General features: G+C 72.6%; 15 protein-coding genes and 1 riboswitch. Of the genes, 5 read left to right on the top strand and 10 right to left on the bottom strand.

The window, feature by feature from the left end:
• The 4 genes from ACIPPM_RS00510 to ACIPPM_RS00495 all read right to left on the bottom strand — a co-directional run bounded on the left by ACIPPM_RS00510 (position 1) and on the right by ACIPPM_RS00495 (position 5,359).
• Positions 1-651, bottom strand: coding sequence for a thymidine kinase (locus ACIPPM_RS00510; protein WP_401441720.1), 651 nt, complete (start codon positions 649-651; stop codon positions 1-3).
• 45 nt (positions 652-696) lie between these two features.
• Positions 697-1,887 (bottom strand): alkaline phosphatase family protein, encoded by a 1,191-nt coding sequence (locus ACIPPM_RS00505; protein ID WP_401441719.1) that lies wholly within the window; start codon positions 1,885-1,887, stop codon positions 697-699.
• Positions 1,887-2,483, bottom strand: coding sequence for a DUF5998 family protein (locus tag ACIPPM_RS00500; RefSeq protein WP_389006210.1), 597 nt, complete (start codon positions 2,481-2,483; stop codon positions 1,887-1,889). Before ACIPPM_RS00500 ends, ACIPPM_RS00505 begins: the two co-directional genes overlap by 1 nt.
• Before the next feature lie 74 nt (positions 2,484-2,557).
• Complete coding sequence (locus ACIPPM_RS00495) at positions 2,558-5,359, bottom strand: GNAT family N-acetyltransferase (RefSeq protein WP_401441718.1); 2,802 nt, start codon at positions 5,357-5,359, stop codon at positions 2,558-2,560.
• Between the two features lie 187 nt (positions 5,360-5,546).
• Between ACIPPM_RS00495 and ACIPPM_RS00490 the strand changes: the two genes are divergently transcribed.
• A complete protein-coding gene (locus tag ACIPPM_RS00490) occupies positions 5,547-5,828 on the top strand; it encodes an HPr family phosphocarrier protein (protein ID WP_389006204.1) in 282 nt (93 codons plus the stop codon).
• Between the two features lie 174 nt (positions 5,829-6,002).
• Here ACIPPM_RS00490 and ACIPPM_RS00485 read toward each other — a convergent pair whose 3' ends face one another.
• The 4 genes from ACIPPM_RS00485 to ACIPPM_RS00470 form a co-directional block, all read right to left on the bottom strand.
• Complete coding sequence (locus tag ACIPPM_RS00485) at positions 6,003-6,686, bottom strand: GntR family transcriptional regulator (RefSeq protein ID WP_401441717.1); 684 nt, start codon at positions 6,684-6,686, stop codon at positions 6,003-6,005.
• A 183-nt stretch (positions 6,687-6,869) separates the two neighbouring features.
• Entirely contained in the window at positions 6,870-7,613 is a 744-nt protein-coding gene (locus ACIPPM_RS00480) for a M23 family metallopeptidase (protein ID WP_401441716.1), read from the bottom strand.
• Positions 7,614-7,626: 13 nt separating this feature from the next.
• Positions 7,627-7,779, bottom strand: a riboswitch (cyclic di-AMP (ydaO/yuaA leader).
• Positions 7,780-8,010: 231 nt separating this feature from the next.
• Positions 8,011-9,399: a M16 family metallopeptidase gene (locus ACIPPM_RS00475; protein ID WP_393601598.1), complete on the bottom strand. Its 1,389-nt coding sequence runs from the start codon at positions 9,397-9,399 to the stop codon at positions 8,011-8,013.
• Positions 9,396-10,790, bottom strand: coding sequence for a M16 family metallopeptidase (locus ACIPPM_RS00470; RefSeq protein WP_401441715.1), 1,395 nt, complete (start codon positions 10,788-10,790; stop codon positions 9,396-9,398). The genes ACIPPM_RS00475 and ACIPPM_RS00470 overlap by 4 nt, the downstream gene beginning before the upstream one ends.
• A 311-nt stretch (positions 10,791-11,101) precedes the next feature.
• Here ACIPPM_RS00470 and ACIPPM_RS00465 point away from each other — a divergent pair, with 311 nt between their 5' ends.
• Entirely contained in the window at positions 11,102-13,555 is a 2,454-nt protein-coding gene (locus tag ACIPPM_RS00465) for a DNA topoisomerase (ATP-hydrolyzing) subunit A (RefSeq protein WP_401441714.1), read from the top strand.
• Positions 13,556-13,578: 23 nt separating this feature from the next.
• Here ACIPPM_RS00465 and ACIPPM_RS00460 read toward each other — a convergent pair whose 3' ends face one another.
• On the bottom strand, positions 13,579-14,625 hold the full coding sequence (locus ACIPPM_RS00460; RefSeq protein ID WP_401441713.1) for a CobW family GTP-binding protein: 1,047 nt from the start codon (positions 14,623-14,625) through the stop codon (positions 13,579-13,581).
• 201 nt (positions 14,626-14,826) lie between these two features.
• Between ACIPPM_RS00460 and ACIPPM_RS00455 the strand changes: the two genes are divergently transcribed.
• The 3 genes from ACIPPM_RS00455 (at position 14,827) to ACIPPM_RS00445 (ending at position 17,871) form a co-directional block, all read left to right on the top strand.
• On the top strand, positions 14,827-15,183 hold the full coding sequence (locus ACIPPM_RS00455) for a hypothetical protein (protein WP_401441712.1): 357 nt from the start codon (positions 14,827-14,829) through the stop codon (positions 15,181-15,183).
• Between the two features lie 62 nt (positions 15,184-15,245).
• The gene (locus ACIPPM_RS00450) at positions 15,246-16,187 is read left to right on the top strand and encodes a sucrase ferredoxin (protein WP_401441711.1); all 942 of its coding nucleotides are present in this window, start codon (positions 15,246-15,248) and stop codon (positions 16,185-16,187) included.
• 37 nt (positions 16,188-16,224) lie between these two features.
• Positions 16,225-17,871 carry an ATP-binding protein gene (locus ACIPPM_RS00445; protein ID WP_401441710.1) on the top strand — a complete coding sequence of 549 codons (1,647 nt, stop codon included), beginning with the start codon at positions 16,225-16,227 and terminating at the stop codon, positions 17,869-17,871.
• A 21-nt stretch (positions 17,872-17,892) separates the two neighbouring features.
• Here the strand turns inward: ACIPPM_RS00445 and ACIPPM_RS00440 are convergent, their stop codons facing one another.
• Positions 17,893-18,960, bottom strand: a complete 1,068-nt coding sequence (locus ACIPPM_RS00440; RefSeq protein ID WP_401441709.1) for an ABC transporter substrate-binding protein — start codon at positions 18,958-18,960, stop codon at positions 17,893-17,895.
• Positions 18,961-18,979: the final 19 nt, after the last annotated feature.

Raw genomic sequence — 18,979 nt, 5'->3', positions numbered from 1 at the left:
TCAGCCCGAGGTCACCGGCAGCACGTCCGGGGACAGGGCGCCCGCCTGGGTGGACGCGGCCGTCATCCGGCGGCGGTGGTGACGGCGGCACAGGACCTCGTAGCCGACGGCGGTCGCCGGGCGGTTCACGTCGCCGATCACCACCTGCTCGCCCTCCACGACCATCTCGCCGCCGACCGTGCGGGCGTTGTGCGTGGCGCGGGCGCCGCACCAGCACATCGCCTCGACCTGGAGCGTCTCTATCCGGTCCGCGAGTTCGATCAGGCGCTGGGAGCCGGGGAAGAGCTTGGTGCGGAAGTCGGTGGTGATGCCGAAGGCGAAGACGTCCAGGTCCAGGTCGTCCACGACGCGGGCCAGCTGGTCGATCTGCTCGGGGCCGAGGAACTGGGCCTCGTCCACGATCACGTAGTCGACCTTGCCGCCGCGCGACATGAGGGCCACGACATGGCCGTACAGGTCCATGCCCGGCATCGCCTCGACCGCGTCGGTGACCAGGCCGAGGCGGGAGGACAGCTTGCCCTCGCCCGCGCGGTCGTCCCGCGTGAAGATCAGGCCCTGGAGTCCTCGCGCCGAGCGGTTGTGCTCGATCTGCAGAGCCAGGGTCGACTTCCCGCAGTCCATCGTTCCGGAGAAGAACACCAGCTCGGGCATGAGGGGTTGAGCACCTTTCGGCGAGTTGACACGGTGGGGGGAGGGTCAGGAACGGACTTCGAGGAGGGGGATGAGCTGCTCGGCCGGGGTCATCGAGCCGTGGTTGCCGACCATCAGCGACTCCTTGGGCTCGCGCTCGGAGGCGGTGATCAGCACGTCGTCGTACGCGGCGGCGACCACGTCACCGATCCTCGGGTACACCCGCTCGTCCACGTGCGGGCCGAACCAGCCCGCCCGGATCGCCTCGTCGCGGGAGGCGATCCAGAAGCGGTCGCCGAGCACCTCGCGCCAGCAGGTCAGCACGTCGTTCGCGGCGCCGGGCACCGCGTAGACGTGCCGGGCGCGGCCCTCGCCGCCGAGGAGGGAGACTCCGGCGCGCAGCTCCCAGTCCTCGTCGAAGTCGATGCGGTGTTCCTCGTCGAAGGGGATGTCGATCATGCCGTGGTCGGCGGTGACGTAGAGCGCGCTGCGCGGCGGGAGCTGTTCGGCCAGGCGCTGGGCGAGCCGGTCGACGTACATGAGCTGGCCGCGCCAGGTGTCGGAGCCGATGCCGTAGCGGTGTCCGGCGCCGTCGAGTTCGGCGTAGTACGTGTAGACCAGCGAGCGGTCACCGGCGGCGAGCTGCTGGGCCGCGAGGTCCATGCGCTCCTCACCGGCGAGGCTGCCGACGAAGGTGCCGCCGCTCAGCGCGACCTTGGTCAGCGGGGTGTTCTGGAAGTGCGGCGACGACACCTGGGCGGCGTGCACCCCGGCGCGGTCGGCCAGCTCGAACACGGTCGGGTACGGCTGCCAGGCGTGCGGCGGGGTCCAGGGCTGCCAGCGGAGCTGGTTCATCAGCTGCCCGGTGTCGGGGTCGCGCACCGTGTAGCCGGGCAGGCCGTGCGCGCCGGGCGGCAGACCGGTGCCGACGGAGCCCAGCGAGGTCGCGGTGGTCGCGGGGTAACCGGCGGTGAGGGGGCGGCCGGTGCCGCCGCGCGAGCTGCCCAGCAGCGAGTTGAGGAACGGCGCCTCGTCGGGGTGGGCGCGCAGCAGCTCCCAGCCGAGGCCGTCGACGAGGAAGACGCAGACCCGGTCGGCCGGGGTCAGCTCGGCGATGGTGGGCGTCATGCCGGGGACGCCCAGACCGGCGGCGAGGGTGGGCAGCAGGTCGGCGAGGGAGCCGTGGCCGTACTCGGGCAGCGGCGCGGAGGACAGGGCGAGCGGCTCCAGGGCGTCCCAGGGTGAGGGCTGCGACATCAGCGGGTGACGTCCGCGGTCGCCTCGGAGATGGCCTGCGCGAAGGCGAGCGTCTGGCGCACGGTCTCCGGGCCGTCCCCGGCCTCGCTCACCCGCAGGCTCAGGTCGTCGGCGGTGGAGCTGCCGGTGTAGCCGTGGTCGGCCTCGCAGTTCGGGTCGCCGCAGGCGGCGGGCTCCAGGTCGAGGCGGCTGACCGCGCCCCAGCCGATGGTGAGGACGACCTCGCGGGGCGGGGTGCCCGGCGTGTACTGCTCGGGGTTGGCCACCACCCGGCTGACCACGACGGAGGAGATCCGGCCGATCTTCACGGACTCGGTCGAGGTGGTGGCGTACGGCGTCGGGGAGGTGCCGTCGGCGGCCTGCTCGTCGGTGTGGCTGACGATGAAGCGGTTGGCGGTGAGCACGAGGACGGTCACATGGCGGCGGACCTCGTTCTGGTCGAACGTGGTCTCCTGGTGGACCAGGTACGACCGGACGGGCTCGCCGCCGACAGCGGCCTCCACCGCCTCGGCCACGAGGGCCGGGTAGTAGCCGCTGCGCTCGATCGCCGCGCGAAGCCCCTGGGTCGTCGTACTGGTCTTGGCCATGGCGTCCATCCTAATCCGTGGGCGGGGGCACTCCGGGCCAGTCAGGACGACCCGCACCGCGGTGCTGCCGGGGCGGTGGCCGCTCAGTACGTCGGCAGGGTGCGGGGTCCCAGGTCGTCGCGGGCGGGTGGCGGGGCCAGGCGGATCGTGGCGTCGAGGACCGTCAGGCCGTGCTGGGCGACCACGACCGGTTCCAGGGTGATGGCCACCACCTCGGGGTGGTCGTCCACCAGGCGGGAGACCCGGAGCAGCAGCTGCTCCAGGGCGGGGGTGTCCACGGGGGTGGAGCCGCGCCAGCCGAAGAGCAGCGGGGCGGTGCGGATGGAGCGGATCAGGGAGGTGGCGTCCCGGTCGGTGACGGGGACCAGCCGGTGCGCCATGTCACCGAGGAGCTGGGAGGCGGCCCCGGCGAGCCCGAAGGACAGCACCGCGCCGGCCGCCGGGTCGATGACCGCGCGTACGACGGTGTCCACGCCCCTGGGCGCCATGGCCTGCACCACCGGACGCAGTTGCTCGGGCGGCCCGAACAGCTCGGCCAACTCGGCGTAGGCGCGGCGCAGTTGCTCCTCGTCGGCGAGGTCGAGCCGGACCCCGCCGAGGTCGGAGCGGTGCCGCAGATGGGGGGCGGTGGCCTTGAGGACGACGGGGTAGCCGAGGCAGCGGGCGGCGGACGCGGCCGCGTCCGGGGTGGGCGCGGGGAGCGCGGGGCGGACGTGGATGCCGTAGGTGGCGAGCAGTTCGCGGGTGTCCTCTGGGCCGACGGCGAGCCCTTCGCCGCGCTCCAGCAGCCCGGCGATGATCTCGGCGGCCTTGCGCTCGTCGATGTCGTCGTACTCGGGCACCTTGCCGGGGTCGGCGGCCTCTCGGCGCCACTGGCCGTACCGGACGGCCTCGGCCAGCGCGCGGACGGCGCGTTCGGCGGCGGGGTAGGCCGGGATCAGGCGCGGGACGTCGTCCTCGGGGGCGTCGTCCGGCACCGGTACCGGCGGCAGTACGGGCGTGCCCGCGTGCGGGTGGGTGCTGGTGGCGGCGGACAGGGCCTCGGCGAGGCCGCCCAGCTCGACATGGACGACCAGCACCGGCTTGCCCGGCACCGCGGCGGCCGCCGAGCGCAGCGCCTCCGCCAGCTCGGCGTCGTCCGGGGAGCCCTCCCCGATGGCGGGGATGGCGGTGACCACGACGGCGTCGCAGGTGTCGTCGGCGAGGGCGTGGGCGAGGGCCCGGTGGAAGTCGGCGGCGGTGGCCCCGGTGGTCAGGTCCAGCGGGCGGGAGGGCCGCAGCCCCTCGGCGAGGCAGCGGTCGTAGGTGAGGATGCCGAGGGACTCGGAGTTGCCGAGGATGGTGACGCGCGGTCCGGCGGGCAGCGGCTGGCGGGCCAGGAGCAGCCCGGCGTCGACGAGTTCGGTGATGGTGTCGACCCGGATGACCCCGGCCTGCCGCAGCAGCGCGGACACGGTGGCGTGCGGCAGCCGGGTGGCGCGTACCGCGTGGCCCTGCGGGGTGGAGCCCGCGCCCTGCACCACGACGAGCGGCTTGGCGGCGGCGGTGCGCCGGGCGAGCCGGGTGAACTTGCGGGGGTTGCCGATGGACTCCAGGTACATGAGGACGACATCGGTGTCGGGGTCGTCGAACCAGTACTGGAGGAGGTCGTTGCCGGAGAGGTCGGCGCGGTTGCCGGAGGAGACGAAGGTGGAGACGCCCGTGACCCCGGTGACCCCTCCCCCGCGCCGGTGCAGCCGGGAGAGGAGGGCTATGCCGATGGCGCCGGACTGGGCGAACATCCCGATGCGGCCCGGCCGGGGCATCTCGGGGGCGAGCGAGGCGTTGAGCCGCACGTCCTCGGCGGTGTTGATGACGCCGAAGGCGTTGGGGCCGATGATCCGCATGCCGTACGCCCGCGCCTGCCGGACCAGGGCCCGTTGCCGCTCGCGTCCCTCGGGGCCGCTCTCGGCGTACCCGGCGGACAGCACGACCAGCCCCTGCACCCCGTGTTCACCGCACTCGGCGACCACGGCGGGCACCGCGTCGGCCGGTACCGCGACCACGGCCACGTCCACCGGGCCCTCGATCTCCCGGACCGAGCGGTGTGCGGGCACCCCGTCGACCTCGTGGCAGCCGTCCGGGAAGGCGTTGTTGACGGCGTACAGCGGGCCCACGTACCCCGCGTCCCGGATGTTGCCGAGGACGCTGCGGCCGACACCGCCGGGCGCGCGGCCGACGCCGATGACGGCGACGGAGCCGGGGGCCAGCAGCCGCCGCACGGAGTGGGCCTCGGCGCGCTGCTCCCGCGCGTGCTGCACGGCCATCGAGCGGTCGGTGGGTTCGAGCCCGAACTCCAGCCGGACGACCCCGTCCTCGAAGCTGCGCTTCTGGATGTACCCGGCGTCGGTGAACACCTTGATCATCTTGGTGTTGGCGGGCAGCACCTCGGCGGCGAAGCGCCGGATGCCGCGCTCGCGGGCGACGGCCGCGATGTGCTCCAGCAGCGCGGAGGCGACCCCCCGTCCCTGGTGGGCGTCCTGCACCAGGAAGGCGACCTCCGCCTCGTCGGCGGGGGCGGAGGCGGCCATGCCATCGGCGCCGATGCGGTCGTAGCGTACGGTGGCGATGAACTCGCCGCCGATGGTGGCGGCGAGCCCCACCCGGTCCACGAAGTCGTGATGCGTGAAGCGGTGCACGTCCTTGGCGGAGAGCCGGGGGTACGGCGCGAAGAAGCGGTAGTACTTCGACTCGTCGGACACCTGCTCGTAGAAGCTGACCAGCCGGTCGGCGTCGTCGGCGGTGATGGGCCGGATGCGCGCGGTACCGCCGTCGCGCAGCACCACGTCCGCCTCCCAGTGGGCGGGGTACTCGTGCCGGTCCTGCGGGTCCGCCGGGGTCTGCATGGGCCCCAGCGTACGGCTCGCACGGACGGACGGCGCGAGTCGGCGGGTGGGACACGGAAGTCGGGCCGAGGCCGCGGTCCGACGACCGGTAGGGAGAGGCTCCGGAGAGGTGAAGTGCCGCTCCGGGCACGGTTTCCCGTATGGGAAACTGGTCTAGACAACCTGAGAGACTGAAGGGCAGCATCACATGGCTGAGCGCCGCGTCAACGTCGGCTGGGCCGAGGGCCTCCACGCCCGCCCCGCTTCCATCTTCGTCCGAGCCGCCACGGCCACAGGCGTCCCGGTCACGATCGCCAAGTCCGGCGGCACCCCGGTCAACGCGGGCTCGATGCTGGCCGTCCTGGGCCTGGGCGCCCAGGGTGGCGAGGAGATCGTCCTCGCCTCCGACGCCGACGGCGCGGACATCGCGCTGGACCGGCTGGCCAAGCTGGTCGCCGAGGGCCTGGACGAGCTGCCCGAGACGGTCTGACCGACCTTCGGCGGAAGCCGCGTCGCTCCTTTCGGGGCGGCGCGGCTTCTGTGTTTCCGCACGGGCCGATTCCGGCACCCGGAAAAGCGCGCCATCGGTAATTGACGGCACGCCGGAAAAAGGCAGCACAATTGCCCGGCACGCGAATATCCCTCTTTGTATACAGCGCCCGTGTTAATTCCGGAGTCCCCCTGTGTTTACAACGTGTTGCGTGTGCCGGGCGCGGTCACCGGCGGCGGTGCGCGGCCGGTGCGCGAGGGTCGCGCGCTCGGTGTGCAGGGCCATGGCCGCCCGCGCCCGCTCGCCGTCGCCGCGCGCCACCGCGTCCACGATCGCGCCGTGCTCCGCCCAGGTCTCCGGCGGGCTGGCCGGGCCGTCCACGGCGTACATCCAGGCGATCTTGTGGCGGAGCTGGGTGAGCGCCGAGGTCAGGGCGTGGCTGCCGCACGCCTGGGCGAGCGTCTCGTGGAACCAGCCGTCCAGCGCGCGCAGGTCGTCGCTGTTGCCGAGCCGCGCCCGCTCCTGACCCAGTCTGACCAGGCCGCGCAGCACCTTCAGATGGGCCTCGGTGCGCCGCTGGGCGGCCCGCGCGGCGCCGAGCGGCTCCAGCAGCAGCCGCATCTCCAGCAGGTCGGCGGCCTCCTGCTCGGTGGGCTCGGCCACGCAGGCGCCCGCGTGCCGCCGGGTCACGACGAAGCCCTCGGCCTCCAGGGTGCGCAGCGCCTCGCGGACGGGGACGCGGGAGACGCCGTAGCGGCGGGCGAGGACCTCTTCGGTGAGCCGGGCGCCGCGCTCGTGGGCCCCGGCGACGATGTCGTCCCGGATCGCCGTGCACACCGAGTGCGCCGGAATACGCATGACCCACCTCCGCCTTAATGCCCGTGAAACGCCGGTGACGGCGTCTGTTCCGTGACTCTATGGCAATGCGCGAGGATTTCCGATGGCGGACCGGAATCCATGGCTATTTTTTGGACAGCGCACGGAGGAAAGCGGGCAGCGAAAAGCCCCGGCCGGGTGGGCCGGGGCTTTCACGGGAGAGGGTCAGACGTGCACGCCGTGCTTGCGGAGGTAGGCGACGGGGTCGATGTCGGACCCGTAGTCGGGGCCGGTGCGCGCCTCGAAGTGCAGATGCGGGCCGGTGACGTTGCCGGTGGCGCCGGACAGGGCGATCTGCTGGCCCGGGACGACCCGCTGGCCCGCGCTGACGCCGATGGACGACAGGTGGCCGTACTGGGTGTACATGCCGTCGGCCATCTTGATCACGATCTCGTTGCCGTACGCGCCGCCCCAGCCGGTGGAGACCACGGTCCCGGCACCGGCCGCGTGGACCGTGGTGCCGCTGGCGGCGTGGAAGTCGATGCCGGTGTGCGAACCGGACGACCACAGGGAGCTGGAGGACTGGTAGGCGGTGGAGACGTAGGAGCCGGTGATCGGCATGACGAAGGAGTTGAGGCGCTCGCGCGCGGCGTCGCGGGCGGCGCGCTCCTTGGCCTCGCGGGCCCGCTCGGCGGCGGCGCGCTCCGCGGCCTCCTCGGCGGCCTTGCGCTCGGCGGCCGCCCGCTGGGCGGTGGCCTGCGCGGCGATCTCGTCGGCGAGGGTGTCGCTGACGGCGATGACGGGGGTGAGGCCGGTGTTCTCGACGGAGTTGTCCGCGGCGAGTGCCGGAGAGGCCGCGAGGGTGCCGACGACACCGGTGGTGAGGGCCGCCACACCGGCCGCGGCCGCGGTGGTGCGCTTGACCCGACCGGGCTTGCGGTGCTTCCCGGAGGCGCACATGAACGCCATGAGCGTGGGTGGTCCTTTCCTTCCCTCTCGCCTACCGGGTTAGCTGACGGGTTCGGAGCAGGAAGGTCTCCTACGGCCGCCCTCGCTCACACGCGGGCGCCCGATTCACCCCAGGGACTGAGTGGGTCCCCGGCTCCCCCAAGGGGGGACTCGGCGATGGCTGTCCGGTGCCGCGGGCGCGGCGCACTGCCTGACGAACAACCCGGAAGAAGCTAAAGGGGACAGGAGCGGATCTTCAAACGGGTCCGGACTTTTGTAGCGCATCCCACACGCCAGAGGGGTAACCTCCGCCCCAATCCGGACATTTGGTGACCCCTGTTCGACGCGACTCCCGAACACAGTTGTGGGCCCCGACGACTCATGCGTCATCAGGGCCCACACACGCGCGTGCTCTCGGCTACTCGGCCGAGACCACCTTCACCTCGCCGATGCCGAGCGCCTCGACGGGCTCCTTGATCTGGGCGGCGTCGCCGACCAGGACCGTGACCAGCCGGTCGGCCGGGAAGGCGTTCACCACGGCGGCCGTGGCCTCCACGGTGCCGGTGGCGGCGAGCGTGCGGTACAGCTCCGCCTGGAAGTCGTCCGGCAGATGCTGCTCGACCTGGTCCGCGAGGGTGCCCGCGACGGCGGCGGCCGTCTCGTACTTCAGCGGGGCCACGCCGACGAGGTTCTGCACGGCCACGTCCCGCTCGGCGTCCGTCAGCCCCTCGGCGGCCAGCGTGTGCAGCACCGTCCACAGGTCCGCGAGGGCGGGGCCGGTGTTCGGGGTGTCCACGGAACCGCTGATGGCGAGCATCGAGGCGCCGGTGCCGTCCGGGGCGGAGCGCAGCACCTGGCCGAAGGAGCGCACGCCGTAGGTGTAGCCCTTCTCCTCGCGCAGGACGCGGTCCAGGCGGGAGGTGAGGGTGCCGCCGAGGCAGTAGGTGCCGAGCACCTGGGCGGGCCACACGCGGTCGTGCCGGTCGGAGCCGATCCGGCCGATGAGCAGCTGGGTCTGCACGGCGCCGGGCCGGTCCACGATGACCACGCGGCCGGTGTCGTCGGCGGTCACCGGCGGCACCGGGCGGGCCTGGCCGGGGGTGCCGGTCCAGGCGCCCAGGGTGTCGGCGAGCAGCGCGTCGAGGTCGATGCCGTCGAGGTCGCCGACGACCACCGCGGTGGCGGTGGCGGGGCGCACATGGCGGTCGTAGAAGGCGCGGACGGCGCCCGCGTCGATCTTCTCGACGGTCTCCTCGGTGCCCTGGCGCGGCCGGGACATGCGCGCGGAGGACGGGAACAGCTCCTTGGAGAGCTCCTTCGCGGCCCGCCGGGCCGGGCTGGCCAGCTCGTGCGGGATCTCGTCCAGGCGGTTGCGGACCAGGCGCTCGATCTCGCTCTCCGCGAAGGCGGGGGCGCGCAGGGCGTCCGCGAGCAGGGTGAGGCCCTTCTCCAGGCGGGAGGCGGGCACCTCCAGGCTGATCCGGACGCCGGGGTGGTCGGCGTGCGCGTCCAGCGTGGCGCCCGCGCGCTCCAGTTCGGCGGCGAACTCCTCGGCGGAGTCCTTGTCGGTGCCCTCGGAGAAGGCGCGCGCCATGAGGGTGGCGACACCGTCGAGACCGGCCGGTTCGGCGTCCAGGGGGGCGTCGAGCAGTACCTCGACGGCCACGACCTGCTGGCCGGGGCGGTGGCAGCGCAGCACGGTCAGGCCGTTGTCCAGGGTGGAGCGCTCGGGCGCCGGGAACGCCCACGGCTTGGCCTCTCCGGCCTGCGGCTGGGGGTGGAACTCCATGGGGGCGAGCTCGGTCACTTGGCCGTCTCCTCGTCGTCGTTGCCGGCCTCTACGGTGGCCTCGTGCTCCGGGTCGTCGGGCAGGTCGGTGTCCTCGACCGCCTCCGGGGACTTCGGCTCGTAGACGAGCACGGCGCGGTTGTCCGGGCGCAGGCGGGCCTTGGCGACCTCGCGGACCTCCTCCGGGGTCACCTCCAGCACCCGCTGGACGGCGGACAGGGCGAGCTGCGGGTCGCCGAACAGGACGGCGTACCGGCACAGTTCGTCGGCGCGGCCCGCGACCGTGCCGAGCCGGTCCAGCCACTCGCGCTCCAACTGGGCCTGGGCGCGCTCCATCTCCTCCGGGGTCGGGCCCTCCTCGGCGAAGCGGGCCAGCTCCTCGTCGATGGCGGCCTCGATGACCGGCACCTCGACGTCGCCGGAGGTCTTCACGTCCAGCCAGCCGAGCGAGGGCGCGCCGGACAGCCGGAGCAGCCCGAACCCGGCGGCGACGGCCGTACGGTCGCGGCGCACCAGGCGGTTGTAGAGGCGGGAGGACTCGCCGCCGCCGAGGACGGTGAGGGCGAGGTCGGCCGCGTCGGACGCGCGCGTGCCGTCCTCCGGGAGCCGGTAGGCGGCCATCAGGGCGCGCGCCGGGACCTCCTCGACGACGACCTCGCGCAGCTCGTCCCCGATGACCTCGGGCAGCGAGCCGTCGCGCGGGGCGGCCTTGCCGTCGTGGCCGGGGATGGAGCCGAAGTACTTCTCGACCCAGGCCAGCGTCTGCTCGGGGTCGATGTCGCCGACCACGGAGAGCACGGCGTTGTTGGGCGCGTAGTAGGTGCGGAAGAACGCGCGGGCGTCCTCCAGCGTGGCCGCGTCCAGGTCGGCCATGGAGCCGATCGGGGTGTGGTGGTAGGGGTGGCCCTCGGGGTAGACCATCGCGGTCAGCTTCTCGAAGGCGGTGCCGTAAGGGACGTTGTCGTAGCGCTGCCGGCGCTCGTTCTTGACGACGTCGCGCTGGTTCTCCATGGACTCGTCGTCCAGCGCGGCCAGCAGCGAGCCCATGCGGTCGGCCTCGAGCCACAGGGCGAGTTCGAGCTGATGGGCGGGCATCGTCTCGAAGTAGTTGGTGCGTTCGAAGCTGGTGGTGCCGTTGAGCGAGCCGCCCGCGCCCTGGACCAGCTCGAAGTGGCCGTTGCCCTTGACCTGGCCCGAGCCCTGGAACATCAGGTGCTCGAAGAGGTGCGCGAGGCCGGTGCGGCCCGCGACCTCGTGGCGGGAGCCGACGTCGTACCAGAGGCAGACCGCCGCCACCGGGGTCAGGTGGTCCTCGGAGAGCACCACGCGCAGACCGTTGGCCAGGCGGTGCTCGGTCGCTGTCAGGCCCCCGGAGCCTGCCTGGGCTGTGGTCGTGTGACCCATGGGCATGTACGTCCCTTCGCAAGCGGTGGCGGTCGAGAGAAACCGCGGTTTTCCTGCCGTTCCTGCCACTGTATGCAAACCGCGCGAGGGCCTGGCGGAGTTCCCGCCCGACGTACGCCCACAGCGGATCGACTAGCCTGCGTCAGGCGTGCTCATGGCGAGCGCGGTCCCCGGCCGGGTACGGCGGCGGGCCGCGGGACCGCCGAGCACCGGGGGCGGACCCGTACGGACCGGGTCGTGGCCCTCGTTGTCAGTGCCCCGGTCCACAATGGTCCGCGTCCGATCCGTCCCACGCCTTCAGCAAGGAGCCGGCAGCGATGGCCCGCCGCAGCACGAAGACCCCGCCGCCCGACGACGCGTTCGAGGAGAAGATCCTCGACATCGACGTCGTGGACGAGATGCGTGGCTCCTACCTGGAATACGCGTACTCGGTCATCTACTCGCGCGCCCTGCCGGACGCCCGGGACGGACTGAAGCCGGTGCACCGCCGCATCGTCTACCAGATGAACGAGATGGGCCTGCGCCCCGAGCGCGCCTACGTGAAGTGCGCGCGCGTGGTCGGCGAGGTCATGGGCAAGCTGCACCCGCACGGCGACGCGTCGATCTACGACGCGCTGGTGCGCATGGCGCAGCCCTTCTCGATGCGCGTCCCGCTGGTCGACGGCCACGGCAACTTCGGCTCCCTGGGCAACGACGACCCGCCCGCCGCCATGCGGTACACCGAGTGCCGGATGGCCGCCGCGGCGAGCCTGATGACCGAGTCCATCGACGAGGACACGGTCGACTTCGCGCCGAACTACGACGGCCAGGAGCAGGAGCCGGTCGCGCTCCCCGCCGCCTTCCCGAACCTGCTGGTCAACGGCTCCTCCGGCATCGCGGTCGGCATGGCGACGAACATGGCGCCGCACAACCTGCGCGAGGTCATCGCGGCCGCCCGCCACCTGATCAGGCACCCGAACGCGGACCTGGACGCCCTGATGCGCCACGTCCCGGGCCCCGACCTGCCCACCGGCGGCCGGATCGTCGGCCTGGACGGCATCCGGGACGCGTACGCGACCGGCCGGGGCTCCTTCAAGATGCGCGCCACGGTCGCCATCGAGGCGGTGACCGCCCGCCGCAAGGGGCTGGTCGTCACCGAACTGCCCTTCGCGGTGGGCCCGGAGAAGGTCATCGCCAAGATCAAGGACCTGGTCAACGCCAAGAAGATCCAGGGCATCGCGGACGTCAAGGACCTCACCGACCGCGAGCACGGCCTGCGCCTGGTCATCGAGATCAAGAACGGCTTCGTGCCGGAGGCGATCCTGGAGCAGCTCTACAAGCTGACCCCCATGGAGGAGTCCTTCGGCATCAACAACGTGGCCCTGGTGGACGGTCAGCCGCTCACCCTGGGCCTCAAGGAGCTGCTGGAGGTCTATCTCGACCACCGCTTCGAGGTCGTGCGGCGGCGCAGCGAGTTCCGCCGGACCAAGCGCCGGGACCGGCTGCACCTGGTCGAGGGCCTGCTGACCGCGCTCGTCGACATCGACGAGGTCATCCGGGTCATCCGGTCCAGCGAGAACTCCGCGCAGGCCAAGGAGCGCCTGATGGAGCGCTACGGGCTGAGCGACATCCAGACGCAGTACATCCTCGACACGCCGCTGCGCCGCCTGACCAAGTACGACCGGATCGAGCTGGAGGCGGAGAAGGACCGGCTCAACCAGGAGATCGAGGAGCTGACCCGCATCCTGGAGTCGGACGCGGAGCTGCGCAAGCTGGTCTCGGGCGAACTGGCCGACGTGGCGAAGAAGTTCGGCTCCGACCGGCGCACGGTCCTGCTGGAGTCGACGGCCTCCCAGGTGGCCACGGTGCCGCTCCAGGTGGCCGACGACCCGTGCCGGGTGCTGCTGTCCTCGACCGCCCTGCTGGCCCGTACGACCGGCGCCGAGCCCGTCCCGCGCGAGGGCGGGCGGGCCAAGCACGACGTGATCGTCTCCTCGGTCCCGGCGACCGCGCGCGGCGAGATCGGCGCGGTGACGTCGAGCGGACGCCTGCTGCGGATCAACGTGGTCGACCTGCCGCAGCTGCCGGACACGGCGACCGCGCCGAACCTCTCCGGCGGGGCGCCACTCGCGGAGTTCGTGGCCCTGGAGGGCGACGAGACCGTGATCTGTCTGACCACGCTGGACGAGTCCTCGCCCGGTCTGGCGATCGGCACCGCGCAGGGCGTGGTCAAGCGCGTACTGCCCGACTACCCGTCGAACAAGGACGAGTTGGAGGTCATCACTCTCAGGGAGGGTGACCGGATCGTCGGCGCGGTGGAGCTGCGCACCGGCGAGGAGGACCTGGTGTTCATCACCGACGACGCCCACCTGCTGCGCTACCAGGCGGGCCAGGTGCGCCAACAGGGCCGGGCGGCGGGCGGTGTGGCGGGCATCAAGCTCTCCGAGGGCGCGAAGGTGATCTCGTTCACGGCGGTCGATCCGGCCGCCGAGGCGGTGGTGTTCACGGTGGCGGGCTCGCGGGGCACGCTGGACGACTCCGTGCAGACGACGGCCAAGCTGACCCCGTTCGACCAGTTCCCGCGCAAGGGCCGGGCCACGGGCGGTGTGCGCTGTCAGCGCTTCCTGAAGGGCGAGGACTGCCTCGCGCTCGCCTGGGCGGGTCCGGTACCGGCCAAGGCGGCGCAGAAGACCGGTCTGCCGGTGGAGCTGCCGGAGCTGGACCCGCGCCGCGACGGCTCGGGCACCTCGCTGCCGAAGACGGTGTCGGTGGTGGCGGGGCCGGTGTTCTAGCGGGTCCGGGGTTCCAGCGGTACCTACGGTGTGCCGGGCTCGTCCTCGGAGCCCGGCACATAACGCAGGACACCCCACATGGCCTGCTCGTCGTCCGCGGCGGCGCCCCGGCAGGCGTCCAGCTCCTTGCCGAGGGCGTCGGCGTCGATACCGGCGCCGATCAGCACGAGCTGGGTGAGGCGTTCGGCGCCGGGCGGCCAGGGCTCGGGCCGGAAGCGCAGGAAGCGGCCCACCGCGTGTACGGCGTACCGGTTGCCGGGGTCGTGGGCGCCGAAGTCCACGTATCCCTTGATCCGGTACAGCCCCTCCGGCCTGCCGTCCAGGAAGCCCATCAGGGCGCGGGGGTCCAGGGGCGCGTCGGAGACGAAGGACAGGGTGTCGTAGCCGGCGTGCAGATGCCCGGAGTGTTCCTCGTGCTCCCCGTGGCCGTGCCAGTCGTCGAAGGAGAGCTGGCCGACGCGCTCCTCGCTGGGACGGCAGTCGAAGAGGAACTCCGGGTCGATCCGGCCATAGGTGGCGGGGAGTACGGCGCCCTCGGTGAGTTCGTGGACCAGGCCGAGGACGCGGTCGGCGTCGGGTGCCCGGTCCAGCTTGTTGACCACGACGAGGTCGGCGAGGGCGAGATGCCGGTCGATCTCGGGGTGCCGGGCGCGGGTGTCGTCGAACTCGGCGGCGTCCACGACCTCGACGAGGCCGCCGTACATGATCTCCGGCTGCTCGCTGGCCAGCACCATCCGCACCAGCTCCTGCGGTTCGGCGAGCCCGCTGGCCTCGATGACGATGACGTCGATCCCGGCCGCGGGGGCGGCGAGCCTGGCCAGGTAGGTGTCCAGCTCGCTCGCGTCGACCGCGCAGCACAGGCAGCCGTTGCCGAGCGAGACGGTCGAGTCCCCGAGCGCCCCGGCGACCGCCATCGCGTCGATCTCGATGGACCCGAAGTCGTTGACGACGGCCCCGATCCGGCTGCCCCCGCTGCGGTGCAGCAGATGGTTGAGCAGCGTCGTCTTCCCCGACCCCAGGAACCCGGCCAGCACGACCACCGGAATCTGCGGACCACGGCTGTTCGGCAACGAAGGGCACCTTTCCGGCGGACGGGACTTCGACCCGGCCAGGATACGAGTTCGCGGGTGCCCCTCCGCCGTACGGAGGAGGCGTGCGCCGCCTCACCGGAACCTGAGTACGGGTCGGGGCGGACCTGAGCATCCGGACCCATGCCGGGGCGGTGCCGGCGAGACGAAGATCGTCCACATCGCCCAGGGAAGGAACCGCCGATGAACCCCGACACCTACACACGCCTCTACGGCGCCGCGCGGCCGTCCCACCCCGCGCGCAACGGTGTCACCGGGCTGGCGGTCGCGGTGTGGGCGCTCAACGGAGCCGCGCTGGCCTGGCTGACGTTCGTCATGGCCATCATGACGGTCTGGGGCGCGGCGGAGGGACTGGCGGTCGGCGGCCTCGTCCTCCGGTACGTGCTGACCGTCGTCGGTACGGCGGCGGCCCTGACCGCTCTGGCGTTCGCCCCCGGCGTCCGCCGCCTGAGCCGGGAAGGCCGCTGGCTGCTCACCGGCGCGCTGGTCTGCCCGGTCGTCGTCGGTCTCGCGGTCGGCTTCTGGGTCGAGGCGGGCTGACCCTGCCCGGACACACCCGGCCCGGGAGTCGTCCGCCCGTGAGTCAGGTTAGGCTCACCTTTGTGAGTAGGTGTGCGACCGTCTCCCGGAGCCTCGACGAGCCCGTTTCCGGTACGGCGGCCATGGCGACGACATGGCTGCTGCTGGAACAGCCGGGCCCCTGGGGCGCGAAAGCGCTGACCGCGAGCCATCTGGACCCCGTACTGGGCCGCGCCCTGGAGGCCGCCGCCCAGGACACCGGGGTGCGGGTGGCGCTGATCCGGCGCCCCGGCAGACACGCCGACCCCGGCACACCGCCCGTACGGCAGGTGTATGTCGCCCACACAGTTCCCGGCAACGTGTGGCTGTACGGCACCACCACGCGCGATCCGCGCCAGCTCCTCGGCCTGGACTTCGCCGCCCTGGGAGCGGGCGACCCCCGCTCCTTCACCTCGGTGCTCGGCGGGCACCCGGAGACCGGTGACCCGCTCGCGCTGGTGTGCACCAACGGCAAGCGCGACCGCTGCTGCGCCCTGCTGGGCCGCCCCCTCGCCGCCGAACTGACCGCGTCCGACGTACCTGGTGTCTGGGAGGTCACTCATCTGGGTGGTCATCGCTTCGCCCCCACGGTGCTCGTGCTGCCGTACGGCTACGCGTACGCCCGCGCCGAGGCGCACACGGTCAAGGAGGCCCTGTACCGCGCCCAGGACGGGCAGGTGCTGCTGGAGGAGTGCCGCGGCCGCTCCGCCTGGGACCGCCCCGCGCAGGCCGCCGAGCTGGCCGTACGGTCGGCGACGGCCGAGTACGCCGCCGACGCGCTGCACGTCGTCCGCACCGAGGGCGCCGCGCCCCGCTGGGAGGTCACCGTCGCCCATGCCGACGGCCGGGGCTGGCGGGTGACCGTGGCCCAGACGGCCGCGCTGCCCCCGCGACCGGAGAGCTGCGGGGTGGACGTGCTGGGCACCCCCGCGCGGATGGACGTGGTGAGCGTGGCGGCCCTGCGCACGGCGGCCCTGGCGGGCTGACCGCCGCCTCGGCCGACGGGCCGCGTACCGTCTCCGCATGCCTCCCACTCCCCCGGCCCGCCGTCCACGACTCGGTCTGCCCAGGCGGGCGTTCGCGCAGGTGCTGCTCACCCAGGTGACGATCGCGGCGGGGGTCGCGATCCTGGCGACCGGGCTCTTCCTGGCACCCCTGAGCGGACAGCTGGACCAGGAGGCGATGCGCCGGGCGCTGGTCATCGCGCAGACCACCGCCCAGGACCCGGCGATCGCCGAGGGCGTCCTGCACACCCGGCCCACCGCCGACGGGCCGGTGCAGCGGGAGGCCGAGCGGATCAGGCGGGCCACGCACGCCGAGTACATCGTGGTCATGGACACGCGGGGCGTGCGCTGGTCCCACCCGACCGCCGGGGAGATCGGTCACCCCGTCTCGACCGACCCCGGACGCGCCCTGTCCGGAAACCAGGTCATGGAGATCGACCGGGGCACCCTGGGCCGCTCCGCGCGCGGCAAGGTGCCGCTGTACGACGCCGGGCACCGGATCGTCGGCGCGGTCTCGGTGGGCATCGCGTACGACAGTGTGCGCGCCGGGCTGCTCGGCGCGATCCCCGGCCTGCTGGCGTACGCCGGGGGCGCGTTGGCGGTGGGCGCGCTGGCCGCCTGGCTGATCTCCCGCCGGGTGCACCGGCAGACCCGTGACCTGGCCTTCTCCGACATCTCGGCACTGCTCGCGGAGCGCGAGGCGATGCTGCACGGCATCCGGGAGGGCGTGGTCGCCCTGGACCGCGGCGGCCGGATACGGCTGCTCAACGACGAGGCGGCCCGGTTGCTCGGCATCGGGGACGAGTCGGTCGGGCGGTCACCGGACGAGGCGCTCGGCGCGGGCCGTACGACGGACGTGCTGGCCGGGCGGGTGACCGGCACCGATCTGCTGACCGTGCGCGGCCCGCGGGTGCTGGTCGCCAACCGGATGCCCACTGAGGACGGCGGCGCGGTGGCCACCCTGCGCGACCGCACCGAGCTGGAGCGCCTCGGCCGTGAACTCGACTCCACGCACGGCCTGATCGACGCCCTGCGCGCCCAGGACCACGAGCACGCCAACCGTATGCACACCCTGCTCGGCCTGCTGGAACTGGAGATGTACGACGAGGCGGCCGAGTTCATCGGGGAGCTGGTCGGGGAGCACCGGGCGACGGCCGAGCAGGTGACGGAGCGGATCGAGGACCCGTTGCTGGCCGCGCTGCTGGTGGGCAAGGCGACCGTCGCCGCCGAGCGCGGGGTGGCGCTCAGGCTGTCGGAGGAGACCTGGCTGCCGGACCGGCTGATCGACCCGCGCGGTCTGGTCACGGTGGTGGGCAACCTCGTGGACAACGCCCTGGACGCGGTCGCGGGCACCCCGCACGCGCGCGTGGAGGCCGAGTTGCGTACCGAGGGCCGCACCGTGGTGCTCCGGGTCCGGGACACCGGCCCCGGCGTGCCGGAGGAGCAGCGGGAGTCGGTCTTCACCGCGGGCTGGTCCACCAAGGAACCGCCCGCGCACGGCAAGCGCGGCATCGGCCTGTCGCTGGTGCGCCGCCTGGCCGAACGCCAGGGCGGCTCGGCCACGGTGGGCGCCGCGGCGGGCGGCGGCGCCGAGTTCACGGTGGTACTGCCGGACGCACTGAGCGAGCCGGTGCCCTCCGTGACCGAGGAGGCGCGGGGCCACTAGGCACCCCGCGCCCGTGGACGCCTACTTGGCGGCCTTCTTCTCCTTGGCGGCCTTCTTCGCGAACTCGGTGGTGTACGTCTTGTCGAGGTCGACGTCGGCGTTCTTGATGTTGGGGCTGAACGCCTTGAGCACCTTCTCGACGGTCTCCGGTCCCCGCGCGGGCATGATGCCGTCCTTGGTGAACATCGGCAGGGTGCTCTTGATGGCGGCCGCGTAGAGCTTCTCGTCGCCCTGGGAGTAGTCGGACGGCATCTTGGCCGCGATCTCTTCGGCGCTGTGGGTGGACATCCAGGTGAGCGTCTTGACGAAGGCGTTGACGAGCTTCTGGACGGTGTCCTTGTGGCCGTCGACCCAGTCCGTGTTCATGTACAGGCTGGACGAGGGGTACGGCCCGCCGAGCGCCTCCTGCGAGCCCTCGGGCGTACGCATGTCGATGAGCACGCGCCCGGCCTTCTTGGCCAGGATCGTGGCGACGGTCGGGTCGGTGGTCATGCCCCCGTCGATGGAGCCCTTCTGCAGCGCCGCGATGAACGTCGGCCCGGCTCCCACGGCGACCGGGCTGAACTGGTTCACCTGGACGCCGTGCTTGACCGCAAGGTACTTGGTGAGGAAGTCGGTCGACGAACCGAGCCCGGTGACACCGAGCTTCCGGTCCTTGAAGTCGGCCGGCGAGTGGATGTCATCCGTCTTCTTGGCGGACACCACCTCCACCTCACCGGGCGCGTGCGAGAACTGCACGACGGACTCGACCGACTTGCCCTTCACCTGGAGGTCGAGGGTGTGGTCGTAGAAGCCGACGGCGCCCTGGACCTGGCCGGAGACGAGCGCGGTCTCCGCCTGGGCCCCGGCGGGCTCGGTCAGCAGCTCCACGTTGAGGCCCTCGGCGTCGAAGAAGCCGAGCCGCTGGGTGAGCATGGCGGGCAGGTAGATGACCTTGTCGAGACCACCGACCATGATCTTGACCTTCGTGCCCTTGCCGCCGCCCCCGGAACCGCCATGACTGGCCACCTCGTTGGCGCAGGCGGTGAGCGAGGTGAGGGAGAGCAGACAGGCGGTGGTGAGCGAGGCGATTCTGGTGCGCTTGCGCATGACGAGTCACGTCCTTGGG

The organism is Streptomyces sp. NPDC090119, from assembly GCF_044747085.1.
Taxonomy (GTDB): Bacteria; Actinomycetota; Actinomycetes; order Streptomycetales; family Streptomycetaceae; genus Streptomyces.
This window is presented reverse-complemented; position numbering and strand designations above follow the sequence as displayed.